This window comes from Leisingera sp. F5 (assembly GCF_001593695.1).
The window spans coordinates 1-1,469 of the sequence record NZ_LUKH01000916.1 but is presented as its reverse complement, the minus strand read 5'-3'; the positions used below and the strand labels follow the sequence as shown (position 1 = coordinate 1,469).

The following is a 1,469-nucleotide window of genomic DNA, read 5'->3' as shown; positions in this document are numbered from 1 at the left end:
CGTGGCGGCATGACAAGCTCTCCCCGATTCATACACCTGCGCACCCATACCGAGTATTCCCTGCTGGAAGGCGCCCTGCGGCTGAAAAAGCTGCCGGACCTGTGCAAAAAGCACGAAATGCCCGCGATTGCGGTGACGGACACCAACAACTTGTTTTCGGCGCTGGAGTTTTCAGTGTCGGCGAGCGGTGCCGGTGTGCAGCCGATCATCGGCTGCCAGGTGGATTTGCGGTTCACCGAACCGGCACCGGGTGAGCGGCCCAAACCGCCGGCGCCGCTGGTGCTGCTGGCGCAGAGCGAGGCGGGCTATGAGCATCTGATGAAGCTCAATTCCTGTCTGTACATGCGTGAAGGCGGGGAGCTGCCGCATGTTACGCTGGAGGAGCTGGCGGAGCATTCTGAGGGGGTTATCTGCCTCAGCGGCGGGCCGGACGGACCGGTGGGGCGGCTGCTGCAATTGGGCCAGCGCCCGGCGGCGCAAGAGCTGATGCAGCGGCTGAAGATGATTTTCCCGAACCGGCTGTATGTGGAATTGCAGCGCCACCCGGGCGAGCACGGCCAGCCGGAAGCGGAGAAGCAGACCGAACGCGGCCATGTGGAGATGGCCTATGCCATGGACCTGCCGCTGGTTGCCACCAATGACGTCTATTTTCCTAACACGGAAATGTATGAGGCCCACGACGCGATGATCTGCATCGCCGAGGGCGCCTATGTCGATCAGGCCGAACCGCGCCGCCGGCTGACCGCGCAGCATTACTTCAAGAGCCAGGAGGAAATGGTCGCGCTGTTTGCCGACCTGCCAGAGGCGCTTGAGAATACGGTGGAGATTGCCAAGCGCTGCGCCTTCATGGCGTACCGGCGCGATCCGATCCTGCCGAAGTTCGCCGACGACGAGGTGGCCGAGCTGCGCCGCATCGCCAACGAGGGCCTGCAACAGCGCCTGGCGGTGATCCCGCATGCGGTGAGCATGGAGGACTATCAGGAACGGCTCGATTTCGAGCTGGGCATCATCGAGGGCATGGGGTTTCCCGGCTATTTCCTGATCGTTGCCGACTTCATCCAATGGGCCAAGGATCACGACATCCCGGTGGGGCCGGGGCGGGGCTCCGGTGCGGGCTCTCTGGTGGCCTATGCGCTTACGATTACCGACCTTGACCCGCTGCGCTACAGTCTGCTGTTTGAACGCTTCCTGAACCCGGAACGGGTGTCGATGCCCGACTTCGACATCGACTTCTGCATGGATCGCCGCGAGGAAGTGATCAAATACGTGCAGGAGAAGTATGGCCGCGACAAGGTGGGGCAGATCATCACCTTCGGTGCGCTGCTGTCCAAGGCGGCGGTGCGCGACATGGGGCGGGTCTTGCAGATGCCCTATGGCCAGGTGGACCGCTTGTCCAAGCTGATCCCGGTCGAGGGCGTGAAGCCGATGTCGATCGTGGATGCGCTGAAGGAAGAGCCGCGCCTCAGCGA

At 62.9% G+C, this 1,469-nt stretch carries 1 protein-coding gene; it reads left to right on the top strand.

Going from position 1 to position 1,469, the window contains the following annotated elements; translation table 11 throughout:
- Window positions 1–9: 9 nt before the first annotated feature.
- The coding region (gene dnaE / locus A2I95_RS37425) for a DNA polymerase III subunit alpha (RefSeq protein ID WP_291737518.1) at window positions 10–1,469 on the top strand (1,460 nt) is incomplete at its 3' end.